Source organism: Lacticaseibacillus parahuelsenbergensis, assembly GCF_030770265.1.
Taxonomy (GTDB): Bacteria; Bacillota; Bacilli; order Lactobacillales; family Lactobacillaceae; genus Lacticaseibacillus; species Lacticaseibacillus casei.
The window spans coordinates 1,269,116-1,288,553 of sequence record NZ_CP132482.1; the positions used below are offsets into that span (position 1 = coordinate 1,269,116).

General features: G+C 48.3%; 15 protein-coding genes and 1 riboswitch. Of the genes, 12 read left to right on the forward strand and 3 right to left on the reverse strand.

Annotated elements, in window-relative coordinates; genetic code table 11:
* The 7 genes from LACPH_RS06010 (at position 1) to LACPH_RS06040 (ending at position 9,436) form a co-directional block, all read left to right on the forward strand.
* The gene (locus LACPH_RS06010) at positions 1–342 is read left to right on the forward strand and encodes a DUF1831 domain-containing protein (protein ID WP_274784792.1); all 342 of its coding nucleotides are present in this window, start codon (positions 1–3) and stop codon (positions 340–342) included.
* A gap of 207 nt (positions 343–549) precedes the next feature.
* The gene (locus tag LACPH_RS06015; RefSeq protein WP_274784793.1) at positions 550–2,820 is read left to right on the forward strand and encodes an ATP-binding cassette domain-containing protein; all 2,271 of its coding nucleotides are present in this window, start codon (positions 550–552) and stop codon (positions 2,818–2,820) included.
* Positions 2,821–3,013: 193 nt separating this feature from the next.
* A complete protein-coding gene (gene mnmA / locus LACPH_RS06020) occupies positions 3,014–4,147 on the forward strand; it encodes a tRNA 2-thiouridine(34) synthase MnmA (protein ID WP_306387529.1) in 1,134 nt (377 codons plus the stop codon).
* 236 nt (positions 4,148–4,383) lie between these two features.
* Positions 4,384–5,046: a histidine phosphatase family protein gene (locus LACPH_RS06025; protein WP_274784794.1), complete on the forward strand. Its 663-nt coding sequence runs from the start codon at positions 4,384–4,386 to the stop codon at positions 5,044–5,046.
* A gap of 42 nt (positions 5,047–5,088) precedes the next feature.
* Positions 5,089–5,757, forward strand: coding sequence for a tetratricopeptide repeat protein (locus tag LACPH_RS06030; protein ID WP_274784795.1), 669 nt, complete (start codon positions 5,089–5,091; stop codon positions 5,755–5,757).
* Positions 5,744–8,212: an SF1B family DNA helicase RecD2 gene (gene recD2, locus LACPH_RS06035; protein ID WP_274784796.1), complete on the forward strand. Its 2,469-nt coding sequence runs from the start codon at positions 5,744–5,746 to the stop codon at positions 8,210–8,212. The genes LACPH_RS06030 and recD2 overlap by 14 nt, the downstream gene beginning before the upstream one ends.
* A gap of 6 nt (positions 8,213–8,218) precedes the next feature.
* Positions 8,219–9,436, forward strand: coding sequence for a GNAT family N-acetyltransferase (locus tag LACPH_RS06040; protein ID WP_025012978.1), 1,218 nt, complete (start codon positions 8,219–8,221; stop codon positions 9,434–9,436).
* Positions 9,437–9,563: 127 nt separating this feature from the next.
* Here LACPH_RS06040 and LACPH_RS06045 read toward each other — a convergent pair whose 3' ends face one another.
* From LACPH_RS06045 to LACPH_RS06055, 3 genes are all read right to left on the reverse strand, one after another.
* The gene (locus LACPH_RS06045; protein WP_306387534.1) at positions 9,564–10,514 is read right to left on the reverse strand and encodes a diacylglycerol/lipid kinase family protein; all 951 of its coding nucleotides are present in this window, start codon (positions 10,512–10,514) and stop codon (positions 9,564–9,566) included.
* Between the two features lie 167 nt (positions 10,515–10,681).
* Positions 10,682–12,364 carry a ribonuclease J1 gene (gene rnjA / locus LACPH_RS06050; protein ID WP_047106055.1) on the reverse strand — a complete coding sequence of 561 codons (1,683 nt, stop codon included), beginning with the start codon at positions 12,362–12,364 and terminating at the stop codon, positions 10,682–10,684.
* 4 nt (positions 12,365–12,368) lie between these two features.
* Positions 12,369–12,581, reverse strand: a complete 213-nt coding sequence (locus tag LACPH_RS06055; RefSeq protein ID WP_010488611.1) for a DNA-dependent RNA polymerase subunit epsilon — start codon at positions 12,579–12,581, stop codon at positions 12,369–12,371.
* 570 nt (positions 12,582–13,151) lie between these two features.
* On the opposite strand from LACPH_RS06055, the gene LACPH_RS06060 reads away from it, so the two are divergent.
* The 5 genes from LACPH_RS06060 to pdhA all read left to right on the forward strand — a co-directional run bounded on the left by LACPH_RS06060 (position 13,152) and on the right by pdhA (position 19,436).
* A complete protein-coding gene (locus LACPH_RS06060) occupies positions 13,152–13,601 on the forward strand; it encodes a hypothetical protein (RefSeq protein WP_087913252.1) in 450 nt (149 codons plus the stop codon).
* Positions 13,602–13,993: 392 nt separating this feature from the next.
* Complete coding sequence (locus LACPH_RS06065; protein WP_274784798.1) at positions 13,994–16,021, forward strand: glycoside hydrolase family 127 protein; 2,028 nt, start codon at positions 13,994–13,996, stop codon at positions 16,019–16,021.
* A gap of 185 nt (positions 16,022–16,206) precedes the next feature.
* Positions 16,207–16,761, forward strand: a complete 555-nt coding sequence (gene def / locus LACPH_RS06070) for a peptide deformylase (RefSeq protein ID WP_010488607.1) — start codon at positions 16,207–16,209, stop codon at positions 16,759–16,761.
* Between the two features lie 105 nt (positions 16,762–16,866).
* Positions 16,867–17,030, forward strand: a riboswitch (M-box (ykoK) riboswitch).
* A 216-nt stretch (positions 17,031–17,246) separates the two neighbouring features.
* Positions 17,247–18,062 (forward strand): P-type ATPase actuator domain-containing protein, encoded by an 816-nt coding sequence (locus LACPH_RS06075; protein ID WP_049169736.1) that lies wholly within the window; start codon positions 17,247–17,249, stop codon positions 18,060–18,062.
* A 261-nt stretch (positions 18,063–18,323) separates the two neighbouring features.
* Entirely contained in the window at positions 18,324–19,436 is a 1,113-nt protein-coding gene (gene pdhA, locus LACPH_RS06080) for a pyruvate dehydrogenase (acetyl-transferring) E1 component subunit alpha (protein ID WP_049169737.1), read from the forward strand.
* Positions 19,437–19,438 lie beyond the last annotated feature (2 nt).

Here is a 19,438-nt window from a genome sequence, read left to right on the forward strand (position 1 = left end):
ATGGCATTAGCACCCACAGGATCTGCGCAAGGCGATCCGAAGACTTATCGAATTGGTTCAGAGTTGAAACGGTTTACGTTGATCGATCTTGGCTTTGTTCAAACCAAGAATGGCAATTTTCAGTTGCAGCGGTCACTGGATCCTAACTCACCGTACACGACGGCGAATAAGCTCAAAATGACGGTGGCGAAGAACCTGGACAAGTTTCAACTTGATGTAACTACTGGGAACGGCCTAAAGGCGATTAACATTTTTAAAAACGACTGCACCAAAGAAAATGTTGAACAGTATCAGTACTGGGTTAACAATTTAATTGAACGCGGCGTTATTGAACCTAAGTAATCGGGTTTGAAACTAGCAGTAATCTTCTTGTGTGTGAGGAGATTGCTGCTTTTTTCGTTGAGCATGAACGATTGATTTGCCGTGATGGGGTCATTCCTGAAAAGCAAAAGTGCTAAGCTGGTATTATTAAGAATTTTTTAGCGTAAGCGGGCGCGTTGTGGTGAGCACGCGTCAGTAAGCACACGAATGGTTAGAGGAGGACGCTGGATGTTCGAGCACGGTTTTATCGAAGTGCATAACGCCAATCAGAATAATCTGCAACACGTGAATATTAAAGTTCCAAAGTACGCCGTTTCGGTTTTCGTCGGGCGTTCTGGGTCAGGCAAGTCGTCGTTGGTCTTTGACACCATCGCGGCTGAATCGCGCCGGGAACTAAACGAAACCTTTCCCAGCTTTACCCAGCAATATCTGCCCAAGTATGGTCAGCCCGACGTGGGTTCGATTGACCATTTACCGGTCGCCATCGTGGTTGAGCAAAAACGAATCGGGAAAAATGCCCGGTCGACGCTAGCCACCTATACCGGAATTTATTCACTTTTACGGCTGCTATTCTCCCGGATTGGCAAACCTTTTATCGGTTATTCGGATACCTTTTCATTCAACCTGCCACAGGGAATGTGCCAAACGTGTCAGGGACTCGGCTATGTCGATGATATTGATGTTAAAAAGTTGATTGATCCCAACAAATCATTGAACGAAGGCGCCATTACTTTTGTCAGTTTCGGGCCCGATACTTGGCGGTGGCGGCGCTATGTCTATAGTGGGTTGTTTGACAACGATAAACCGTTACGGGATTATACGCCGGAAGAAATGAAGCTGTTGTTATATGCGCCGCAACAGACACTCAAGCATGCACCTGCCAAATGGCCGCGAACGGCTCTGTATGAAGGGGTTGTGCCGCGCATCAAGCGATCGATTATTGGCAAAAAAGAAGCGGAGCACCACAAAGCGGCACTTGCCGAAATCGTGACGCGCAAGCCCTGTCCTGCATGCCATGGCACGCGCTTGCGTCCGGAAGTGTTGACCTGCCTCATCAATCAGACCAATATTGCGCAGGTATTAAAAATGGATCTGGTCAATGTGCGGGAGTTTTTGAAGAAAATTCAGGTTCCACTAGCGCAAGATGTGATCCGCGAACTGTTGCGGAAAATCGATGCTTTAATTGATATCGGGTTAGGTTACCTTTCGTTGGATCGGCCGACAGAAACACTTTCAGGTGGCGAGACCCAGCGCATCAAAATCGCTAAGTTTCTGACCAGCGCTTTGGTCGACATGGTTTATATTCTTGATGAACCCAGCGTCGGCCTCCACCCGCATGACATTGAATTAATTAAGCGGGCACTGGTGCGGTTAAAGCAAAAAGGCAATACGATTTTGATTGTCGAACACAATCCGGCGTTAATTGCATTAGGTGATTACATTGTCGAAGTCGGTCCCGGTGCCGGCACAACCGGTGGCCACATCACGTTCACCGGCACCTATCCGCAGTTGTTGGCTAGCCAAGCGCTGACTGGCCGTCTGCTTAAACGGCGACTGACGTTTCGTCAACCGCGGCCAGCCAAGACGACGCTTGATCTGCCTCACATTAAGCGGCACAACTTGAAAGATGTCCATGCCGTCATTCCCTTGGGCATCGAAACCGTGATTTCCGGAGTTGCTGGCTCAGGTAAAAGTACGCTGGTCAGCGCATTACGCGATCATTTGACGGTGCCATATATTGACCTGGCACAGGCCGACATCGGTGCCAACATTCGCTCAACGCCGGCAACTTACCTGAAAATTCTGGACCCGATTCGCAAAGTTTTTGCCCACGCGAACCATGTCGGCAGCAGTTGGTTTAGCTACAATGGCCGCGGCGCTTGCCCACGCTGCAAAGGTAAAGGTGTGACGATCACGAATATGGCCTTCATGGATCCGGTTGTCTCGGTTTGTGAACAGTGCCACGGGCGGCGTTATAACGATCAGGCACTGAGTTACACCTATCACGGGCAAAATATTGCCGATGTGTTACAAATGCCGATTGCTAAGGCGCAAACCTTCTTCGCTGAAACAAGTGAGATTGCCAAGCCGCTACGGAATATGGCGCGGGTGGGGCTTGATTACCTAACACTCGGCCAGCCGCTGACCACGTTGTCAGGTGGGGAAAAGCAGCGCCTCAAGCTGGCGGTTGAATTAAACCGCACGGGCGAAGTTTACTTACTTGATGAACCGACAGCCGGCCTCCACTTACAGGACATCACCAAATTGTTGCGCTTGTTTGACGATTTGGTGGACGCCGGAAATTCACTGATCATTGTCGAACACAATCTGCAAGTCATCAGTCAGGCCGATTGGTTAATTGATATGGGTCCTGATGCCGGCATTTATGGTGGGCGGATTTTATACGCCGGAACCCCGGAAGCTAGCATGCAGGTCAAGCAATCCCGAACCGGCCAGGCATTGCGCCAATATAACGAAGCTCCGGAACGGCGGGCATAATGCCAGAAACGGGATGGCCGAAGCCTTTTAATCGTCACATCGCGCCTGATCGATTTAAAAAAACTTGGCCCTCTTTAACTCAAAAGTTGGAAAAGGCTTGTGCAGAGCTGTGCTTGCTATCTTTTTGTGGCCTGCTATAATAACACTTACTGGAATTCGACCTTCAAATCGGATATCTCCAGAATCTGATGAAATGATGGTGATTGTTTTGGACAATTCCAACACCCGAGTTGTTGTCGGCATGTCCGGCGGCGTTGACTCCAGTGTCACGGCGCTTTTGCTGAAGCAACAGGGATATGATGTTGTCGGTGTCTTTATGAAAAATTGGGACGACACCGATGAAAATGGCGTTTGTACGGCGACCACGGATTATGAAGACGTGGCCAAGGTCGCTAGTGAAATCGGGATCCCTTATTACTCGATTAATTTTGAAAAAGAGTACTGGGATCGGGTTTTTCAATATTTCCTAGACGAATATAAAGCCGGCCGGACACCAAATCCTGATGTTATGTGCAACAAGGAAATTAAGTTCAAGGCATTTTTGGACTATGCTGAGCAGTTAAATGCGGACTACATTGCGATGGGCCATTATGCGCAAGTGAAGACCGATGAGGATGGCGTGACTCACATGTTGCGTGGGGCTGATGGTAATAAAGACCAGACATATTTCTTGAGTCAGCTTTCCCAGGATCAGCTTAAGAAGTCGATGTTTCCGATTGGCCACCTGCAGAAGCCGGAAGTACGTAAGATTGCGGCTGCTGCGGGACTTGCTACAGCGAGAAAGAAGGATTCGACCGGTATTTGCTTTATCGGTGAGCGGAACTTCAAGCAGTTTCTAAGTACCTATCTGCCAGCGCAGCCCGGTAAAATGATGACCGTTGATGGTGTCGAGATGGGCACCCATGACGGGCTGATGTATTATACGATCGGTCAGCGTCAAGGCCTTGGCATCGGCGGCAATTCGCAAAATTCTGAGCCTTGGTTTGTTGTTGGTAAAGATTTAGACAAGAATATCCTTTACGTGGGCCAAGGTTTTGATAATCCTGCCTTGATGGCCACGAGTCTCAGTGCGTCAAACCTTAACTGGACAACCGGAGAGGCGCCTGCAGAAGGCACCCACATGACAGCAAAGTTCCGTTATCGCCAGCGTGACACGGGCGTTACGATTCACTATCATGCGGACGGTACAGCCACGGTTGATTTTGACGAGCCGGTTCGTGCCATCACTCCCGGTCAGGCCGTTGTCTTTTATGACGGCGACGAGTGCTTAGGCGGCGGCACCATTGATGCAGCTTATGCCCACACGAATGAGTTGCAGTACGTTTAGTAACGTATGAGACCCAAATAGAAAAAGTTTCAAAGTGGGGAACACAATTCACAATGTAGTACGAAAACGAACTTACTTCCAAATTTTGCAAAATGGAAGTAAGTTCGTTTTTGAGTTTTCATTGGTGATTTGTTTTAGTTGCGACGCACCAGTTTTGATCCATCCTTGAGTGTGCTTGATATTTATGGCGAAAATACTGATAATGAAAAGGTTAAGACGTAAAAGGAGAGCGGCTTGTGACCAAATTATATTTTGTACGCCATGGCAAAACCGAATGGAATAATCAAGGACGTTATCAAGGCGCAAATGGGGACTCCCCGTTGCTTCCGGAAAGTTTTGAGCAAATCAAGGCATTGGCCGACTATTTGCGTGGTATTCCTTTTGCCCACGCTTATGTGAGTCCGCTTAAGCGCGCGCGGGTGACGGCGCAGACTTTAATCAAAGATTTGGATGAAACAATTCCGTTAACGGTTATGCCAGCGTTGCGGGAATTTAACTTGGGCAAAATGGAAGGCATGACGTTCAGTGACGTTGCCAAACATTTTCCGCAAGAGTTACATGCTTTTCGGCATGAACCGGCTGCTTATGATCCGCGAAAAATTCATGGCGAGTCGTTTCCCCAGCTGATTAATCGCGCCATTCCGGCCATTGTTGCGACGGTCGCAATGGATCGAACTGGTGAGGCTAATTTATTGTATGTCAGTCATGGCGCCGCACTGGCTGCAGTCATTCAAAGCTTGCTGGGGACGCCATTAGCCGAGATTCGCAAAGACGGTGGCCTTACAAACAGCAGCGTGACGATTTTACAGGCAGATGGACCAAGTCTGCCGTTTAAATTAATCGACTGGAATGAGACCGGCTTTTTACCGGAACCGCCAAAACCAACCGACACCATTTGATTTTTGACACAGCATGACCACGATATGAGTAAAGAGGTTGTTATGGATTCAGATATTTTAACCGCATTTAATCAAGGAAAACACGAAGAGGCTATACATGCGGCCGTCAAAGCCATTGATGCTGCGCCGAAAGATCCTAAGCGCTACGCCATGTTGGCAACGATGCTCATCAGTTTGAAAGCTTTGGATCAGGCGGGAGAACTACTCGCCAAAGCCCGCAACCTTTTCCCGACTGATATTGAACTCCAATATACGGCCGGCTTATTTGCCTATGCCCAGGCGGATTATCCAGCTGCAGCAGCCTGGTTTGCCAAGTGTCGCAAGGACAAGCACCTCAAGAACGATGCCACTTACATGTTGGCACTGAGTTACCAACAGGCAGGACAAACGAAAAAAGCCCTCGCATTTGCCCTCACCGCCCACGAATTGGCCCCCAAACAAACCGATGCGGCGTTGCTTGCGGCTGATTTGTTGTTGGCAGCTCAGGCATTTGACGCGGCAGCGGACATTTTGAAGCCATTGCTTGACGCCAAACAACCGCAAATTCTGTTTACTTATGGTATGGCATTGAGTGCTGCCGGTAAGGATGGCAGCCGTTATCTGGATGAAGCCAAGCAACTCGATCCGAAAGGCTATGATCAAAAGGCCAGCGCGGTCGCCGACATCAACCGGTTTTTAAAGTTACAGGAGGGTCATGATGGACAGGCATGAGGATAGTGTCACCGGCCGGGTCAAAAGCATTTTCTTTCAGAATCCAACGAATTTTTTTAAAATTCTCCTGATTGATATTACGGCTACGACCATTACCTGGACCGAACCAGATATTGTCGTGACCGGAACATTTGGTGACATCAAGGAAGACGAAACTTACACCTTTACCGGTCACGTAATCGACCATCCCAAGTATGGCCAACAGTTTCAAGCAGATAATTATCACGTTGATCAGCCAACCAACAAAACCGGTTTGATCAATTACCTCAGTTCGGATAAGTTTCCGGGTATCGGGCCAAAAACTGCCGAGAAGATCATTGGTAAGCTTGGGGTAGATGCGATTAATCAGATTCTCGATGATCCGGCATCGCTTGAAGGCCTTGGCATCACCGCTGCAAAGCGAAAAATGCTGGTTGACAATCTCAAGACGAATCAAGGCATGGAACGCGTCATCATCGGACTGAATGATTACGGCTTCACCAGTAACATGGCGGGGCGGATTTATCAGCAATACCAAAATGACGCGCTTGAAGTGATTAAGCAAAATCCATATCAACTCATCAATGATATTGCCGGCATCGGGTTTACCCGTGCGGATCAAATTGCTGCCAAATTGAATATCGCACCGGATTCGCAATTGCGTCTCGGCGGAGCCGTCATGGACACGTTGCAACGCCTGACCGATGGCGAAGGGGACACTTTTGTCGAACTGCGCACGCTCGTTACCCAGACACTTGATTTGTTAGAGCGGGCACGGAATATTGCCGTTAAGCCGGATGACGTTGGTCAGGCCATTGTGACCCTTGCTAAAGATAATGAGCTGGTCGCTGAGGGCAAACGGATCTTTCCTAAACGGCTCTATGATTCGGAGTGGCAGATTGCTCGTCAGTTGAAGGGATTAGCCGAAGCAGGCGCGAAGGCTGAAGAACCTGAGCTGCCAGATATTGAAAAAACGTTAGCCGAAGTACAGGCAGACACCGGCATTGCCTACGATGATGTCCAAAAAAAAGCAATTGTGACGGCGTTGCGATCCCCGATTTTTCTATTGACGGGCGGTCCTGGTACCGGAAAAACGACCGTGACAGATGGGATTGTCCGCACTTATGCGCGACTACATGACCTCTCGTTAGATGCCAATCAGTATAACTCGGATGATCCTTTTCCAATCATGTTGGCAGCACCGACTGGCCGCGCAGCTAAGCGAATCAGTGAGACGACGCAGTTACCGGCCAGTACCATTCATCGGTTATTGGGACTGGGCGTGGACACGCAGGATTTTGCGCCCAATGATCTGCCGGATGGGCTGTTGATTATTGATGAAATGTCGATGGTCGATACGTATTTATTCCGGACGTTGTTGACCGCACTTCACCCCGGCATGAAGATTGTGCTGGTGGGGGATAAAGACCAGCTGCCAAGTGTAGGTCCGGGACAGGTTTTTGCGGATCTTTTACGCAGCGGTGCGCTGCCCCAAGCCGCATTAACCCATATTCATCGCCAGGATGCCGATAGTTCGATCATTCCGTTAGCCCATGCGGTGAACGCCGGCAAACTTCCTGACGATTTCACGCAACCACAAGTGGATCGCAGTTTTTTGGCATGCGCGCCCAACCAAGTGCCGGAAGTCGTAGGTCAAGTTGTGAAGCGGGCGGCCGTCAAGCAATTTTCGATCGCCGACATTCAGGTGTTAGCACCAATGTATCGCGGAACCGCGGGAATTGATCGCCTCAACCCAATGTTGCAGAATATTTTGAATCCTAAACGCAGCGCGCGGACCAAAACCGTTCATTTTGGCGACACCGAGTATCGAATCGGTGATAAAATTCTGCAACTGGTCAATGATCCTAATCAGAATGTGTTTAATGGCGAAATCGGCCAGATTGTCGGGATCACGTTAGCGAAGGAAGCATCTAGCAAAACCGATGAGCTGACGATTGATTTTGACGGCAATGAGATCACCTATAAGCGTAGCGATTTTAGCAAAATCACGCTGGCCTATGCGACGTCGATCCACAAAGCTCAAGGGAGCGAATTCCCGATGGTGATTTTGCCGCTAACCTTGCAAAGTCGGCGAATGTTGCGGCGAAACTTGCTTTATACCGCCATTACCCGAGCAAAGTCATTTCTGATTTTGGTGGGTGAACTTGCAGCTTTTGAAACGGCAGTTGGCGAAGTGGCCGTGAATCGGCATACAGGGCTGGTTCAGCGGTTGCAGCAGGTGTTTGACATCGAAGGATCGCAAACGGCTGTCGAAGAAGCTACGGTACTACGACCAGCGTTGCCGCAACAATCCGCACAAATTGACACAAATGGTTCCGACTCGGATAATGAAGTTAGGGCAGCCAAAACAGCGCCTCACCAGTTAACGCCGGCGTTGGCAGCCTCACAGAAAATTGATCCGATGATTGGGATGGATGGTATAACCCCGCAAATGTTTATGACGAAGGAGAATTAATTTTGTATGGAGGACAACATACGCAAGTCACTGGTCATTAAGCCAGTGACACCTAAGGATCTTGAGCAGTTCAACGACTTATTGACTTATGTGTTTCAGGTCACGCAAAAAGACCTAGAACAATCCGGCTATGAAGAAGGCGAGTTGGAGCGGGCCAAGCGTCCGGTTTTGGAAAAGTCAGATGTGTTGGGGTGGTTTCATAAAGATGAACTTGTTAGCTCCCTTGCCATTTATCCTTGCACGGTGAACATTCATGGGACGTTGTATCAAATGGCCGGACTAACCGGCGTCGGGACTTATCCGGAATACGCTGGGCATGGGCTGATGCATGATTTGGTCAAGTTGGGCTTGGAGCATATGCGCAGCCACAAACAATGGATTTCGTATCTGTATCCCTACAGCATTCCGTTTTATCGCAAAAAAGGCTGGGAGATCATGTCGGATCATCTCACATTTGACGTCAAAGATACCCAGCTGCCGAAACAGGTTAATGTTCCTGGTCACGTTGAGCGTTTGGAAATTGATGATCCTGACGTGATTGAGACATACAACCGCTTCGCCATGAAAAATCACGGTGCCATGATCCGCAACCAGTTAAACTGGGACGAGTACTGGCGCTGGGAAAATGAAGAAGAACGGACTGCCGGTGTGTATTATGATGCCGACGATCAACCTCAAGGCTATGTTTTGTATTGGATTGCGGACGAGGTTTTCCACGTGAAGGAAATGATCTACACCAATCAGGAAGCCCGCGTCGGGTTGTGGAACTTCATCAGTGCCCATTTTTCAATGGTGACACATGTTAAAGGCAATATTTACAAAAATGAGCCGCTGCATTTTCTCTTGGATGACGGTGATATCTATCAAACCATTAAACCTTACTTCATGGCGCGAATTGTGGATGTCAAAGCCTTCTTGGCGCAATACCCGTTTGCAACGGAGACGACTGAACCGTTCCACTTTATTGTGAGCGATCCGTTAGCGCCATGGAACAACGGAACATTCGGTGTTTACTGGGATGAAAATCAGCAGGTGCACATTACCGATCGGCCGGTTGGTGAAGCCATTACGACAGACATCCAGACACTGACGACTATGCTCATGAGTTATCGGCGGCCTTCTTATTTGGCCCAAATCGAACGGCTTTCGGCAAGTAAACACGCCATTAAATTGTTGGAAAATGCCGTGCCAATGGAAGAACCGTACTTTTCAGATTATTTCTGATTGAATCTTGGCAGTGCAATTTAAGTAACGGTTTAGCACACGTTGATCAATAAGAGCACTGAATAGCACAAAACGGCGCCGATCCTTGTGAAATTTCACAAAGAATCGGCGCCGTTTTGTCATTCATTTAAATACTGCGGTCAATCCAAAAGCGCTGGCTGGCCACTGAGAAGTCAATTTCAAATGGTCGCGTTCCCATCTCTTCGCCATCCATCTGGCCGAATTCCAGGGAACTCGTCTCGACCGTTAGCTTATTCGTATGAAAGATGTGAATGGCTTTGCTGGTCGGAGTTTTGCCGCGCAGCAGTTGTAGCATTGCCAAGGCCCATGAGACGATATTGAACCATTCTACGATCACCAAGTCTAACTGGCCATCAGTCGGATCGGCGGGTTTGTAAAGCCGGATGCCGCCGCCAAAGTAAGGAATATTCGTGGTGGTACAAATATAAGCATGGTGAAAAAAATGGCGGACACCTTTTTCATAAACTGCCACTGGAAAAGGGCGGCGGGTCAGTAACATGCCGAGAACATGGAATAAATAGGTTAACTTGCCGAGGTGGAATTTGTTTAACAGTTGCTTACTGTCGCTGTGATTGGCGGCATTGACGACGGCTGCATCAAACCCAATGCCGATATTATTGACAAAATAACCGGATTCATCGCGAGTTCGTTCGTGGTAGCGACCGATATCAATTGTAACCGGCTTAGAAGCTTGCAGAATCTGTTCTAGCGCATGCATCGGATCCTCTGACATACCGATGCCCCGCGCGAAGTCATTGCCCGATCCGGCTGGTACATAGGCAACCGGGATATCATGTTGACGAGTGCCGATTAATCCATTGATAGCCTGATTCAACGTGCCATCGCCGCCGATCACCAACAGAACCGGATGTTCATGCGTGTTGAAGTTACCGATCTGTTTGGTAATAACGTTGGTATGGCCAGGATAACGCGAGGTTTTGATCGCGTAAGGTAACTGGCGCTGATCCAAGACGGCCTTAATCTGTTTAAAAATCGGGATGGCCGCACCGCCACCAGCCGCCGGGTTATAGATAAGATAATAAAAAACAGCCGCCATCAACTTTCCTCCTAATCAGACACGCAATCAATTATACCGAAAAACTGAAGAAAAACAATGCAATGACGTCTTCTCCAGAAGCCAAAAAAATACCGTATTGCCGGCAACAATGCGGCAGTACGGTCATGATCGACATTTCAATGACGATTGTTTTTGACAAGTCGGCTTTAAAGTAAAATCAACATCGGCAAAATAACTGGATGTCGTTCGGTTTTATCGAACAGAAATTCCTGCAAGTTACTGATAATCGCGTCTTTTAAACTTGCCTCGGTTACTTTTTCATTATTGGAAAAAGTGGATTTGATCGTGCGATAAACCCGCCGTTGCGCTTGGTTGATCAATTCGCCTGATTCACGCATGTAGATGAATCCGCGTGAGAGCAAATCCGGGCCAGCCAAAACCGCTTGCTTCTGCATGTTGATGGTTGCAACTACAACGACCAAACCTTCTTCTGACAACATACGGCGATCGCGGATAACCGCATTGCCAATGTCGCCAACACCGCTGCCATCGATGTAAACATCACCAGCAGGGAAGTGGCCCGCGATCCGCGCACTTTTTTCCGTGAGCGCCAATACGTCACCATTTTCCATGATGAAGCAATTCTTTTCCGGAACCCCGCATTGTTGGGCAAGTTCACAGTGAATCTTTTGCATCCGATATTCACCATGGCAGGCCATGAAGAATTTCGGTTTGATCAGGCGCAACATCAATTTCTGATCTTCTTGACCACCGTGGCCGGAAGTATGGACGTTGTTGACTTTGCCATGAATCACTTCGGCACCGGCTTCGCTCAGCTGGTTAATCACGTGGTTAACGCTGACTGTGTTGCCCGGAATCGGATTACTGGAGAAGATTACCGTGTCACCGGGCTGAATGCTGATTTGGCGATGGGTACCATTCGCAATCCGGCTCAACGCAGCCATTGGTTCACCTTGCGAACCCGTGCACAGAATCATAACCTTATCGGCAGGCAGTGAATTCAACTGGTGGGCGTCAATTAAAACATCGTCCGGGATGTTCAGATAACCTAGCTCACGGCCATTGACCATCGCGGTTTCCATCGAACGGCCAAAGACCGCAATCTTGCGGCCATGTGCCATGGCGGCATCAGCAGCCTGGGCAATTCGCGAGATGTTGGACGCAAATGTCGCGAAGATAATGCGCCCATCAATTCGATCAAAAATATGGCGAATCGACTTACCGACAAAGCGCTCTGATTTGGTAAACGTCGGGATCTCGGCATTGGTCGAATCAGACATTAAGACTAGGACGCCTTCTTCGGCGAAACGACACATTTTTTGAAAATTCGGTGAAGGTTGGTCACCAACCGGCGTCAGATCAAACTTAAAGTCACCGGTCTGAATGACAATTCCCTGTGGCGTGTGGACGGCAATACCCAAGGTATCCGGGATACTGTGGGTGGTGCGGAAAAATTCAACACTCAGTTTTTTAAACTTTAAAACGGTGTCTTCATTGATCTCCGTCAGCTTTGTTGTGCGTAACAAGCCGTGTTCCTCCAGCTTGCCGCGAATCAAGGCAGCTGCTAACGGCCCAGCATAAATCGGGACGTTTGGAACCTGCTTAAGGAAGTAGGGAATACCGCCGATATGATCTTCGTGGCCATGGGTAATGACCAAAGCCTTGATCTTGTCTTTGTTCTGAACTAAATAGGAATAATCGGAAATGACATAATCAATCCCAAGCAGATCATCTTCAGGAAATTTGATCCCCGCATCGATGACGATGATTTCATCTTGGAATTGAACCCCGTACATGTTCTTCCCGATTTCACCTAAACCGCCGACAGCAAAGACGGCGGTTTCGTTATTTTTAATATTTAATTTCATATGATTAGAAGGTGGTCAGCTTAAAGTTAGCTGACTTTTCCTCATACTCCAGGAAATTTCCGGAGAGTTCCTGGATAAATTCAATGTTGTAAGGCGTGTTCGCTTCTACAAGTGCACGCGCTTCAACCGCAGATGGCGCCTCGAGGTAAAGCGTCTGGGTTGTTTCCCGCCGCGGATTTTGGACCTTGTCTTTTTGATATAAGACTTTGTAGATCATGATTGGACTCCTTCCGTGGTACAAAAAGAAAGGAAGTGTGACAAAATGGCTTCCGAAAAAAGGGACACACTACCGAGATAACGAACCATAAAAAAACATGGTCGATCTCCTTGGAATGGCCGATATTTCGCACCGCTTGAACCGCAAAATGGCAACAAAGCACCTTTGCTGCGGTTCATTTCTTGCCACAACTCCTAAAACCTTTATGACCGATCGATTTGTTGTGAATACAACAGCTAGCAATAGTTTAGCATAATCAAGAAGGAATGAACAGAGAACGCATTTTGAAGAGGGCAGTTATGAACGCATTTTGAAGAGGGCAGTTACATGTTGAACAGCAGGATTGGACGGTGCGTAGCGGATTTTAGCGATTACCATTACCACTTTTACACGTCAGCTTCCGCGTTAACACTCACGATTGCGAGTTAAAAAATGAGTCAGCACTTTTCAGAATTTTAGATTAACGGCGATGACTGCCAAATGTTTTTGTCGGATTAGCGAGTTGCGACTGGTTTTAGGTATAATAATGATAGAAGAAACAAAAGTGTTCTCTAGAAGGGGGTGGACGTCATAGCATGGTTTTTAGTCGTCCTGTTACTGGTTGTCGTGGCAATTCTCTTAGCATTTAGGAAACGCTGGCGGCGCAACAAAGCCATTCAAATATTACTTCATCACAGCCAACGATTAACAGATCAAACAATGGCGGCAGCTTTACAGACACTGAACTTTCCCGTCGCTAAGCCGTTGGTGTCAAAACCGATGGCAGACATATGGGGACATGGCATCATGGCATTTTCATATCAATTACCGTTGCAAACAAAAACCCTCAAACAGCAGCCCCTTGAAAAAGCTTTGCAGAACGCAGCCGAAGAATTGGACATTGCAAGTTCGGATCCTGCATTGCCGCCTTTTGTGATTACCGATTTTTTTGTATTGGACGGCCAATTGCATGTCGATGTCGCGTTCATCACCAACCAAGCAACCATTGAGTATGTCCGTGATGTCAATCGCGTGGCGTGAGAGAATGATGTAGAAGGTGCAGCACATAGTCATTGTTGTTGCGAAAATCATTCTTTGCAGGGACCAAGCGGTTAAAAGGCTGGACCATAACTTATAGCTAAAAGAAAGCATGTGCGAAGGTAAAATTTCCAACGCCCTAGAAACTTCAAAAATGAAAGGAACCGATTCAAGGCTGAAAAATAGTCTTGGATCGGTTCTTCTTTAACGCCATTATACTTTTTAACATAGAGCGGGTTCCGCACTATGCTAATAAGTAACGACACGAACCAGAGAAAATGGGAACAACAACATGACCATTAAGCGTACAGGAAATTAAGTGCTTTTTTTATTGAATACAGCCTTTGTCGTACAAGATTTACAGCTGTGTTGAAATTATAGGAGGAAATGTACATATGAAAATCGAGAACATCAAAGTCACAGATCCGTTCTGGACCAAGTACAGGACCATCGTCAAAGACAAGCTAATTCCTTACCAGTGGTCAGTCATTAACGACGACAGGGCCATCACGATTGAGAAAGAAAACGCTGGGGCATACGACGCCGTGGAAAAGAGCCATGCTGTCGAGAACCTAAAAATCGCTGCTGGCTTGGCCAAGGGACACTTTTATGGTTTCTGGTTCCAAGATTCCGACGTCTACAAGTGGTTGGAAGCCGTGGCGTATGCTCTTCGATATGCACCGGACAAGAGATTAGAAGGTATCGCCAACAACGTCATCGACATCATTAGCCAAGCTCAGGAGCCGGATGGGTACCTAGACACATACATTCAGATTGAAGCGCCGGAGCATAAATTCACTCACGTGTCCCTGAGCCACGAGTTGTACGTCATGGGCCATTACATTGAAGCCGGGGTTGCCTACTATCAGACGACACATTATCGGAAGGCATTGGACATCGCCAAGAAAATGGGTGACTGCATCGATGCCAACTTTGGACCCGAAGATAAAAAGATGCACGGTTATCCCGGGCACCCGGAGATTGAGTTGGCGCTGGCCAAACTGGCCGACGAAAGCGGCGACGTCAAGTACACCCGGGTGGCAAAGTACATGATCGACCAGCGAGGCACCCGGCCCAATAATTTCTTCGAGGAACAGCTTAAGAACGTTCAAGCTAAGAAGATTGAGGACCCCTACTATAGCGATGCCAGCCAGCCGGATCCAGAACCATCTTACTTCCAAAATGACGTGCCTGTTCGAGAAATGACCAGTGTGGAGGGCCACGCCGTCCGGATGGTCTATCTGCTCACCGGTATGGCCCACGTGGCTCGGCAGACCGGGGATGAAAGTCTCTTTGCTGCCAGCCAGCGTCTATGGGAGGACGTTACCCGCCGGCAGATGTATATTACCGGCGGCGTGGGCTCGTCGGCACCCAAGGGCGAAGCCTTCACCTTCGATTATGATTTGCCCAACGACACAGCCTATGCCGAGACCTGCGCTTCTTGTGCGATGTCCTTCTTTGCTAAGCAGATGCGAGATACTTACCAGGATGCCGATTATGGTGATGTGTTGGAGCGGGAACTATACAATGGTACGATTTCGGGCATGTCCCCGGATGGAAAGCATTTCTTCTATGTGAATCCTTTGGAAGTAGATCCCAAGGCCAGCAAGGAAGATCCCATGAAGTCCCATGTTAAAGTGCAGCGTGCCGCTTGGTTTGGCTGCGCTTGCCGCCCGCCGAACCTCGCCCGACTGGTGGCGTCGGTAGATCAGTACATCTACACCGTGACGGAGGATGCTATTTATGCGGATCAGTTCATCGGCAATGAGACCACTTTCGATAACGGGCTAACCATTGAGCAGACCGGCAATTTTCCCTGGTCTGGTGATGTGCAGTTTGCCATCACGGCAAAGAAAACGGTGAAAACGACTGTGGCAATTCGAATTCCTGCTTGGAGTCGTGATCATTACGCGGTGACCGTCAATGGTCAACCGTTGGCTGTGGAACTGGATCAAGGCTACCTGAGGATTAAGAGAAATTGGTCGGGTACAACGCAGATCGCAGTCACGCTAGACATGAGCGTGCAAATGGTCCACGCCGACCCCCGAGTTAAGGACGATGTGGGCAAAACTGCCATCCAGCGCGGGCCAGTGGTCTACACGCTAGAACAAGCAGATAATGGCTGTCAGCTCCAGGCCAATACCCTGCCGGTAACCCCGGCGTTCACCGTCACCCCCGATGATCAAACCTTTGCGGTGCCGATAGTGAAGATTACCACGACGGCCCTGCACACGGACGCCGCCACGCCGATTGGCAACCTCTACGGTACACCGGCAACCACGCTGACGCATAAGAAGCAGCTCACTTTCATCCCGTACTTTGCATGGGCGAATCGAACCCCAGGAGAAATGATGGTCTGGTGCACCAGATGTAAGGGTGATTCGCGATACCTAATGATTTGGTTCCTCTGGTTGGCTGGGTGAGGTGTAATTTTGCTGTAACACAATCAACACTTCGAATGCTTACCAAAACTAACTGGAACGTGGGGGACGGCAATAATTGCCTGGGGTCACTTATGCTTTGATTTCTAAGGGTTCTTTCATGCTTTGCTTTTCACACTTGCAGCGGTGTGCTAATCTAGTAAAAGAAATGAACGGAGGTACGGATCTTGTATTTAATGAAGGATATCACTCGTGACGGCGCTAAAGTTTTGCGTGAAAGAGCTAAGCCGGTAACGTTTCCTCTTTCTGATGAAGACAAAAAATTGGCTCACGACATGATGGCCTATCTGGTGATTAGTCAAGATGAAGAGCAAAACGAAAAATACCATTTGCGCCCCGGCGTTGGTTTGGCAGCACCGCAAGTCGGCCAGAGCAAAGCGATGGCTGCGGTTCTCGTGCCCGGAGAAAATAACGAAATCCTTTTCAAGGAAGTTTTGATCAATCCGCGGATCATCAGCAACAGCGTACAGCACGCTGCTCTTGCTGAAGGTGAAGGCTGCTTGTCTGTTGATAAAGATATTCCCGGTTATGTCGTTCGCGCCGATCGCATCACGATTGCTTATCAAAACGAGGCCGGAGAACATAAAAAAGTCCGCCTTAAGAACTATCCTGCCATTGTGTGCCAGCACGAGATTGACCACTTGAATGGTGTTTTGTTTTACGACCACATCAATAAGGAACATCCCTTCTCAATCGATCCAAATGCTGTTTTGATTCATTAAAACAGCTGAATTTTCATTGCGGTCGGCACAATTGTGGAAGAGGGTGCGTGTTATTGTTGACATCCCTCTTTTCATCGGCTACTATAGATTACGGTAAATAAATACGGTGCTTTCCGTTAGGTGAGGCTCCTATACGAACAATGTTGCTGCTCAGAAACATCGAGAGATGCCAATTGAGTCAACTGCGTTTGCCCATTAAGGCTTACGCTAACGCAACTGAAGCTCGCTTCTAGGCGTATAGTGCTAAAACTAAACGATTGGGATGCTATTTCTGCACGTCCTCAATCGGCGTGCAGTTTTTTTATCTGAGGGAAAGTAGAAAAGGTGGTGAGCATAATGGAACAATCTTCAAAGAGTAGCGGTAGTAGCAGCGATTTAGCGGATCCCGGAAGGCCCATTATGCTGCCGCTACGATCTCTTAAGTGAAATTAATGGATTTGGCAGCATCGCGGCTCTTTTCGGGATATACGGAAAGGAGTTTGTCGATGTTGATGATGATATCAAGCGGCCTGACACGCTATGAAGCGCAAAGGGCTCAAAAAGCAGTGACACCCCACCAGAATTCGATCAGCAAGACAAAACTCTTTTTGCCTTTGCTGGCGGTACTGGCTGGTGTGAGCAGCCTAATTAGCTTTGTCAGTCACAGCTGGCTTTTAACTGCTATTATTGCGATACTGCTTGGTTTTTTGATTGCTGTGGTTGTTTATTTGATCACAGCGTTGACTCGGCATCAAAGTAATCCCCAACAATCAGTGTTGGTCGTGCGTGAAGGACTGGTTCGTCAGGTTCAGGCGCAAGACCTTGTCGTTGGCGACGTTTTGATGCTGACAGCGGGAGAAAAACTGCCTGTTGATGTTGCATTGTCCCCTGAAGTGCACGCAACCTTGCCAAGTGACATGGCCGGGATGCTGGTTTTATTGAATCAGCAGGTGCCTGCAGGAATGGGCGTGGCTGGTGCCGTGATGGCAACCGACGCCCAAGCAACGGTGACTGCAGTTTGGCATAATGGTCTACTGGACCGTGCGTTAATGCAGCTTGCGAATCAATCCACAAATCTAGCGTCAACTTCACTTGTAATGAGTGCGGTTACCGCTATAACACTTGCGTTGAAACAGATTTGCTGTGTGGCTCGCATGACTGTATCAATTCTCCCGGCAGAATTGTTCAAAAGCAAACAAATAAATCGTGCAGTGCAAATTCAGCTGGATATGGATTTTGCACGCCACGCCACCTTGGTTGGCGCCATGAAACATCACAGTAAAACCAGTGATTTCTGGCACAACCAAGATCCGGTCTCGTGATGCACGGACAATGTTTTGATGATGAAGAGGCACGCGATTGTGAAACGACGTGCTTTTTTTGTGTCTTAATAAAAGGGGCCGCCTGTTATAGTCTGACAATGACATAACGGGCGGCTTTTTTTCGTAAAAAGTACTTCTTGTGTACCTTGAAATAAAACGCTTGCAACGACAATTTTGCAATGTTACGCTTTGTTTGTAAAGATTTTCATTAGTACAGTTTTCCTGGGTTAATAACTACAGGAATGGAAAGAGGTTCTGATTATGGCAAAACAGCATGCTGCAGTTGATTTTAAACGACTGTTAGACAATCAAGATGCCGATTTTAAGCCGACGATCCAGATTCTGGATGAGGTTGGCAAAGTCGTCAATCCTGATATCATGCCCGATCTCAGTGATGATCAGTTGGTTGATTTGATGTCCAAGATGGTTTGGCAACGGGTGCTTGATCAACGGGCAACAGCGCTAAACCGGCAAGGACGTTTAGGATTTTATGCGCCGAGTGCAGGCGAAGAGGCCAGCATGATTGGCAGTCATGCGGCAATGAAAAAAGAAGATTGGCTGCTGCCAGCCTACCGTGATTTACCGCAGCTGATCCAACATGGCCTGCCACTGGACAAGGCATTTTTGTGGTCGCGTGGCCATGTCGCAGGTAACGAATATCCAGAAGATTTTCATGCACTGCCACCACAAATCATTATTGGTGCGCAGTATGTGCAGACTGCCGGTGTTGCGCTTGGCTTGAAGAAAAATGGCAGCGATGAAGTCGCCTTTACGTATACCGGTGATGGTGGTACGTCACAGGGAGATTTCTATGAAGGCGTTAACTTTGCCGGACACTTTAAAGCACCGGCACTCTTTATCGTTCAAGACAACGGCTTCGCGATTTCCGTTCCGCGTGCCAATCAGACGGCGGCCAAGACGCTGGCTCAAAAGGCGGTGGCTGCCGGGGTTCCCGGCGTGCAGGTTGACGGTATGGACGCACTGGCCGTTTATGAAGTTACCAAGGAAGCCAGAGCTTGGGCTGCGGCCGGCAATGGTCCGGTTTTGATTGAAACACTGACTTATCGGTATGGTCCGCATACGTTATCCGGCGATGATCCGACACGCTACCGTTCAAAGGAAACCGATGAATTGTGGCAGAAACGTGATCCGTTGATTCGAATGCGTAACTTCCTAACCGATAAAGGTCTCTGGGACAAGGACAAGGAAGACGCCTTGATCGAAAAGGTTAAAGACGATATTAAGAATGCCATTAACGAAGCCGATAAGGCACCACAGCAAACGGTATCGCGGTTCCTGAAAGATACCTATGAGGAATCACCGCAGAATGTGGCGGAACAACTGGCAGAATTTCAAGGAAAGGAGTCGAAGTAACC